Genomic DNA, 6,622 nt, shown 5'->3' with positions numbered 1-6,622 from the left:
TCCTTGAGGGGGGCGGTGTAGCTCATCTCAATCCTGCTTCCAGAAGCAGTCCCAAATTACTTAGTAAACACAACTTGCGTGCGGATCAACCGACGGCCAACAGCTTGACCTTTGACGGCTTCCCACGACTCTCAAGGCAGCCAGAGAAATCCAGCAGAAGACCGATGCACGGAGATACCGAGTCGCACGAAGACGGCAGCTGCTGCGAACGATCAGCAAGGGATGCGGGCGCTGAAAGAAATCAGTGCGCCGATATTCATCAGTCTGCGAAAGACGAAAACTCCGTCAGACGACTCAAGCTCCCTTTTCCTTCTTTTCATGCGCATCGACGAGCTGCGCAAGCAACCTCATGAAAACAACGCGATCTTCCGGCGACAGCGGTTCGATCAGCAGTTCTTGGGAGCGGTGAATGCTTTCTTGCAAGTCATTGATCAGGTTGAGCCCATCCGTGGTGATCACCGAAAGCCTGGATCGACGATCGTCCGGGTTGACGCGGGTTTCGACCAACCCCTTGTCACCGAGACGTTTGAGCACTTCCGCCGTCGTTGTCCTGTCCAGCGAAAGCTCTCGACCGATCGCTTTCTGATCCAGCCAAGGGTTCATCGAAAGCGCCGTCAGCATGCCTACCTGAAGCGGAGTGATGCTTTCGGACTTGCATAGATCGAAAAAGATCGCCTGTCCGATTTGGGTCAGCCTGCGGATGAGGAAACCCGGGCGACGCCACATGACCTGGCGCAACGGATTGAAAGGCTCCAGGACCGGTTGCTTTGCCACATCGGCCGAGCCGACTGTCTTTTTCTGAGCGGGAGAACGCTTTGTCATCATCTCGAGATCGCTGAAGGTGTCAGCCGACGAGTTTATCGACTCCCTTGAGGGTGAATGGAAAACCAAACCGCGCTTCAGGTTGCGCTAGCGCAGGTCGACCTTCAGGTAGTCACCAAGCAAGCGATAAAAATCTTCCTCGTCATCCCACGGGATCATGTGCCCGGCGTTCAAGGCCGTGCATTGCGACAATCCAGGCGCGAGAGTCTCGATCTCAGCAAGGTCTTCCGGCAACATCACCCCTCCTCGGCCCGCCGCCATCAGAAGTCCCGGCGTCTGCAGTTTGGATAGATCGGCGTGGATGTCGTCCTCATGGAAGCCAGCATGCGCCTGGACAACGGCATCCTGGTCGCAGGTATGGAGCCATTCGGCCCTCAGCCGCAATTGTTCATCTGTCCACGTGGGTGCATAGGGGCGAAGCTCCTCGGCCGTGATGCCATTGACGGCCATCTGGATCGACTCGACATACCAAGCCAGAGGGACCGGGTAAGGTCGGCGGCCCGGGCCGGACATGGGCGGATCGACAAGCAGCAGCCTGGCCATGCGTCCGGGATCGCGCGCCGCGGCGCGAATTGCCACGCGGGCGCCCATGGAGTGACCCAGCACCGTCACGGACGACCATTCCAGGACATTCAGCAGGTCCAGCACGTCGGCCGCCATGGCATCAAGGCTCGCGACCATCCCCGGCGCGCTGAAGGACAGACCGCGCCCCCGGAAATCAAGGACATGGACGTCGAAGTGCCGAGCCAATCGCTCGGCGACGAAGCCCCAGGTGATTGCAGGACTCGTGATTCCCGGCAGCAGGAGCAGTCGAGGGCCCTGCCCGCCGTAGCGCAAGAGGTGCAGCCGCACCCCGTTCGCACGCACGTGATAGCCATGAAGAAACGAACTCATTGAGACTCCGAAAAATATTCACTCGCCCGTATGCAGGGATCCTGCGTCGCGTTGGAAGCTGCGGTGAAAGAACCATCCAACCGCTCGCGTGGGTTGCTCTTCGCACCTGGAGCGAGCCATGTCAGGGCTGCGGCGGTTTTCCAAACCAGCCACGGATGCGACTCCAGAGCACGCTCCACATCATCCCGGCGACGGAAACCGTGGGTTGTGGTTCATTGGACGCAACCGTTTGCCCGCCCAACCTTCGCGTGATCTGTTTTCCGAAGTCCGCGACCATGCGGCGCACGAAATCCTTCACGAGTCCGGAGCGCGAGAATTGCGCGAGTGGACCCTGGAGGGCGTAGATCATGTCCACGTGCACACGCGTGCTGCCGGCCGTCAGTGCTTCCAGGCGATAGGTGATGTCTCCCTGGGTGCGCGACTTGCTCAGGCTGTCCTGGCCCGCACCGCGCAAGACCGCGCGCCTGGCAGCGTCGTCACGCTCCAGCCGCGCCGCACCGGCGAAGGCCGCCGACATCGGACCGAACTTGATCGCGATGGTGCCCTTGACCCTCTCTCCCTCGTGCGAATCGATGGTCGCACCGGGCAAGCAGGATGCAACCGCAGGCAGGTCGCCCATGAACTCCCACACCTGATCGGCCGGATAGGGCACATCGAAATGCACTTCGATCGCGTTGCCCTTGGCCTTGGCCTTGGCCATCGCGACGGGATCGACCTCCGCCATTTCCGCGGCAGCCACCGGATCCGCCATGGGCGGCTTGGCGGTCGAACGCGCGGGCGGCTGCGCCTGGCTCGGCGTCGTGACCGGGCCCAGTGCCATGGTTCGCGGCAGGCTCAGCGTCTGCCGCAGCTTTTCGACTTGCGCGTCGGGGGTGTCGCGCTGCTGTTGCAGCACATCCAGGATGGCGTCCACGATGCCCTGGTATCCGGTGCAACGGCACAGGTTCCCGGACAGCTCGAGGCGCACGCGCGCCTCGTCGGCGTGGGGCAGGCGCAGCACGATGTCGCGCGCCGTGGTGAGCATTCCGGGTGTGCAGAACCCACACTGCAGTGCGTGACGGCGCGTGAACGCCGGACGCAGCTTCTGCATCACTGCATCATCGTCGTAGCCCTCGATGGTGGTGACCTCCTGGCCCTCGCATGCCACGGCGAAAGTGATGCACGATCGCGTCGGTTGCCCGTTGACGAGCACCGTGCATGCGCCGCAGACGCCATGCTCGCAGCCAAGGTGGGTTCCTGTCAGGCGCAGTTCGTCCCGCAGGAAGTCACCAAGATGCATCCGTGGTTCCGCCTGCCGGCTGAAGCCGCGGCCATTGACCTGAATAGAGATGGGGTTCAAGTCTTCTTACTCCGCTAGCTCGTGGTTGGAAAAAACGCCCGACTGCTCGAGGGCGCGCTCGACGCAGGCCGTGAAGAGCTTTCGGTCGATGCCGTCGCGATCAGGAAGCGCGAGGCCGACGGCCGCGCTCACCTTGTCACGCCCTGCGGCCTGCGCACCCTTGCTGGCAACTTCCGCCGCGAATTCGTTCAACAGGATCGGTGGCCCGTCTGCGGCCCCCAGAACCACGCATGCTCGCTTGCGCGAGACATCGAAATAAACCGCTGCACTCGCTTCGGCAAATTCGCCAGGCTTGCGACAGACCTTGTGATACCCCCAGCGCGTGCTCGGCGTCTCGGATGGCACATGAACGGCCACGATCAACTCGTCAGCCTCGAGCACCGTCGTATAGGCGCCGAGCATGAGGCCGTCCGCCTCGATCGTGCGTTCGCCGCGCGGCGACCTGAGCACGATGCGGGCACCAAGTGCAGCGAGCGTCACCACCCAGTCCGCAGCCGGATCCGCATGCGCCAGGCTGCCTCCGACAGTGCCGCGGCTTCGGATCGCCCGGTAGGCGATGCCTCCCGCGACCTGACGCATGGGATGCGCCGCCAGCGGCGGGTACACACCATCTTCGATCTCGGCATGCGTGACGGCAGCGCCGATCTCGACCCACTCGCCCTTGCGACTGACGGCGCGCAGCACTGCGATATGAGCGACGTCGACCACTTGCGCCGGTCGCGCCAGTCTCAAGTTGAGCATGGGACCGAGGGACTGGCTTCCGCTCATCGCCTTGGCCGTGCCGCCACCCTTGGCCAGCACCTCGATCGCCTCATCCACGTCAAAGACCCGCGTGTATGCAAATTTCGCCGCCTTCATTTGACGAGCTCCTGTTGCAGCTCCGCCCTTTCGAGGGCCTTGAGCAAGCGACGCGGTGTCAGAGGCGTCATCAGCACCTCGGCCGCACCCGTGCCTCGCAACGCGTCGTTCACGGCGTTGAAGATCACCGCCGGCGGCGCGATCGCGCCCCCCTCCCCCACGCCCTTGGCGCCGAATTCGGTGTGAGGCGAAGGTGTCTCGAAGTGCTCGATGCGGATGCGCGGCACTTCCGTGGCGCCAGGCAAGATGTAGTCGGCCAGTGTGGAAGCCAGGGGCTGGCCTTGGTCGTCGTATGGGCTTTCTTCATACATCGCGGTGCCGATGCCCTGCGCGATGCCCCCGATGGTCTGCCCCTCCACGATCATCGGATTGACCATGGTGCCGCAATCCTCGACGACGACGTAGTCGAGGATCTCGACCTCGCCCGTCTGCGTGTCGACAGCGACCACCACGGCATGGGTGGCATAGGTAAAGGTACCTGTGTCGACCTTGGGCTTGTACGCACGCGAAACCTCCAGTCCACCGAGATGAACGTTCTCAGGCAGGTCCTGTGGCGTGAGGTACCACGCACCGCCCACTGCGGACAGGGGAATCGACTTTTCCCCGGCGACAGCAAACCCCTCGACCAAAGCGACGGTCTGCGGGTCCACCTCCATGAGATAGCCGGCGATCGACTGGATGCGAGGCAACAGTTCCTTGCACGCCGTCGAGATGGCGCCTCCGGACATGACGGTGGCCCGAGAGGCGTAGGTCCCTGAGGAGAAGGGTGTGAGCGCAGTGTCGCCATGCACCACCCGGATCCGGGAAACAGGGATCCCAAGTACATCATTGGCGATCTGCGCAAAGCTGGTCTCCATGCCTTGGCCGTGCGAATGCACGCCGACGCGCACTTCCAGCCCGCCATCCGCGGTCATCCTGACGACCGCCTGATCGAAACCAGGCACCACCGGCAACCCCCAGTTGGCGAACACGGTCGTGCCGTGCGCAGACTGCTCCGTGTAGGTTGCCGTGCCGAACCCGATCCGACGTCTGTCCGGCTCTCCCCGGGCTTGCCGCTCACGGACTGTAGCGAGTCCGATCATCTCCACGGCGCGACGCAGGCTCGCGGGAAAGTCGCCGCTGTCGAAGTGCTTGTTGGCTACGTTGACATAAGGCATGGCGGCGGCCGGGACGAGATTGTCCATGCGAACCTCCCATGGTTCTCGGCCCACTTCACGCGCCACGGCGTCCATGAGGAGTTCGATCGCAAAACAGACGCCGGTGCGCGCCACGCCGCGGTAAGCCATGAAGCCCGGCTTGTTGGTCGCGACACACAGGGTCTCGCAGCGATAGCCACGGAAGGTATAGGGGCCCGGCAGGTTGCCGATCGCCTGCCCAGGTTCCAGACCGACGAAGAAGGGATAGTAGGAATAAGCGCCGCCGTCGATGGTGATGACGGCGTCCAAAGCGAGGAGCTTTCCCGTGCGGTCCGCGTAGGCAGTGAGCTGGTAATGATGCTGCCGCGTGTTGGCGCCGACGATCAGGTGCTCACGTCGATCCTCAAGATAGCGAAACGGGGTCCGGTACGTCTTGGCCAGCCAGGCAACGCACAGATCTTCAGGGTACAGCTGCCCCTTGTAGCCAAAGGCGCCTCCCACGTCAGGAGACACCACGCGTACCGCCTCCTCGTTCATCGAGAGGTGCTGGGCGATACCGACGCGCAGCAGGTGCGGGACCTGTGTCGCACTGACGACCACCAGTTGATCGGCCTGGAAGTCCCAGTAGGCCAGTACCGATTTGCCCTCCAGCGGCACGATGCACTGACGCGACAGCTCGACGGTGCGGCTGACCTTCACTTCCGCCTTCGCGGCAAGTTCGTCGAAGTCGCGATTGGCCCGGAGCGTGAGAAAGACATTGTCTTTCCACCCAGGATGAAGGAAGTCTCCCGTCGCCGCAAGAGAAGACTCGGCGCCGTGGTAGACGGGCAGCTCGTCATAGGAGACCTGCACCTCTTCGAGCAGGTCTTCCGCCACTGCACGCGTTGGCGCAACAGCCATGGCGACCGCCTCTCCCACGTGCCGGACCTTGCCCGAAGCCAACGGCGGCAAGGCCGAGTACTGGTATGTGGGTAGCGAAGAAGGGGAACCGATGTCCGCTGCATCCAGCATCATCTCGCGCAGGAACACCTTCCCCGCAAGCGCTTCCGGAATCTCGACACCCGTGATGGTGGCGTGCGCCAGAGGGCTGCGCAGGAACGCGACCTCCTGCAGACCCGGCAGCACGAAGTCGCCCACGAAGTTGCCTTTGCCCACCATGTGGCGCGCATCCTCCTTGCGAGGCACCCGGGCTCCGATGCCCTCGCGCTTGAGCACTCTCGCCGGAATGTCTGCTTGGTTCATGCGTTTCCTTTTGCTTGACTCATTTTTTCCGGGCGCCGCACAGGATGTGCGGCACGGCGGTCCTGACCAGGCACCTCCCAGGCCACATCGGCGCGTGCTTGCCCACACGATCGGCACTCATCAAGAAGATGTTCACCGGCAGCTTTCCACCATTTGCATCGCGGTGTCAGCAGGCCATTCACGATCTTCTTCCATTTTATGACAGTACACATGCAAAAGTATAGACGCGCGATGCGTGCGTGTGAAGGCGGCGTTTCTTGATGAAAACCCTGACACGGAAAACTCACTGATTCGGTGCACATCAAGAGGTGCACATCAAGAGTGTAAACGC

At 62.6% G+C, this 6,622-nt stretch carries 6 protein-coding genes; all 6 read right to left on the bottom strand.

Going from position 1 to position 6,622, the window contains the following annotated elements:
* Positions 1 to 294 precede the first annotated feature (294 nt).
* Positions 295 to 825: a MarR family winged helix-turn-helix transcriptional regulator gene (locus tag AC1DOC_RS13820; protein WP_015867056.1), complete on the bottom strand. Its 531-nt coding sequence runs from the start codon at positions 823 to 825 to the stop codon at positions 295 to 297.
* A gap of 84 nt (positions 826 to 909) precedes the next feature.
* Positions 910 to 1,716 carry an alpha/beta fold hydrolase gene (locus tag AC1DOC_RS13815; RefSeq protein WP_436311542.1) on the bottom strand — a complete coding sequence of 269 codons (807 nt, stop codon included), beginning with the start codon at positions 1,714 to 1,716 and terminating at the stop codon, positions 910 to 912.
* A 121-nt stretch (positions 1,717 to 1,837) separates the two neighbouring features.
* Positions 1,838 to 3,055, bottom strand: a complete 1,218-nt coding sequence (locus AC1DOC_RS13810; RefSeq protein ID WP_478080944.1) for a xanthine dehydrogenase family Fe-S subunit — start codon at positions 3,053 to 3,055, stop codon at positions 1,838 to 1,840.
* 6 nt (positions 3,056 to 3,061) lie between these two features.
* Positions 3,062 to 3,913 carry an FAD binding domain-containing protein gene (locus AC1DOC_RS13805; RefSeq protein WP_015867059.1) on the bottom strand — a complete coding sequence of 284 codons (852 nt, stop codon included), beginning with the start codon at positions 3,911 to 3,913 and terminating at the stop codon, positions 3,062 to 3,064.
* A complete protein-coding gene (locus AC1DOC_RS13800) occupies positions 3,910 to 6,291 on the bottom strand; it encodes a xanthine dehydrogenase family protein molybdopterin-binding subunit (protein ID WP_478080943.1) in 2,382 nt (793 codons plus the stop codon). Before AC1DOC_RS13800 ends, AC1DOC_RS13805 begins: the two co-directional genes overlap by 4 nt.
* On the bottom strand, positions 6,288 to 6,622 hold a 335-nt coding region (locus tag AC1DOC_RS13795), incomplete at its 5' end, for a hypothetical protein (protein WP_478129943.1). The genes AC1DOC_RS13800 and AC1DOC_RS13795, both read right to left, overlap by 4 nt.

It is taken from the genome of Variovorax sp. 01T439_2 (genome assembly GCF_056398445.1).
Note: the sequence above shows the minus strand (reverse complement) of the source record. Positions and strands in the feature narration are given on the sequence as shown.

Excerpts from the sequence above, each read along its gene's own strand:
- AC1DOC_RS13815 (WP_436311542.1), bottom strand. The coding sequence starts at position 1,716 with ATGAGTTCGTTTCTTCATGGCTATCACGTGCGTGCGAACGGGGTGCGG.
- AC1DOC_RS13805 (WP_015867059.1), bottom strand. The coding sequence starts at position 3,913 with ATGAAGGCGGCGAAATTTGCATACACGCGGGTCTTTGACGTGGATGAG.
- AC1DOC_RS13800 (WP_478080943.1), bottom strand. The coding sequence starts at position 6,291 with ATGAACCAAGCAGACATTCCGGCGAGAGTGCTCAAGCGCGAGGGCATC.
- AC1DOC_RS13820 (WP_015867056.1), bottom strand. The coding sequence starts at position 825 with ATGATGACAAAGCGTTCTCCCGCTCAGAAAAAGACAGTCGGCTCGGCC.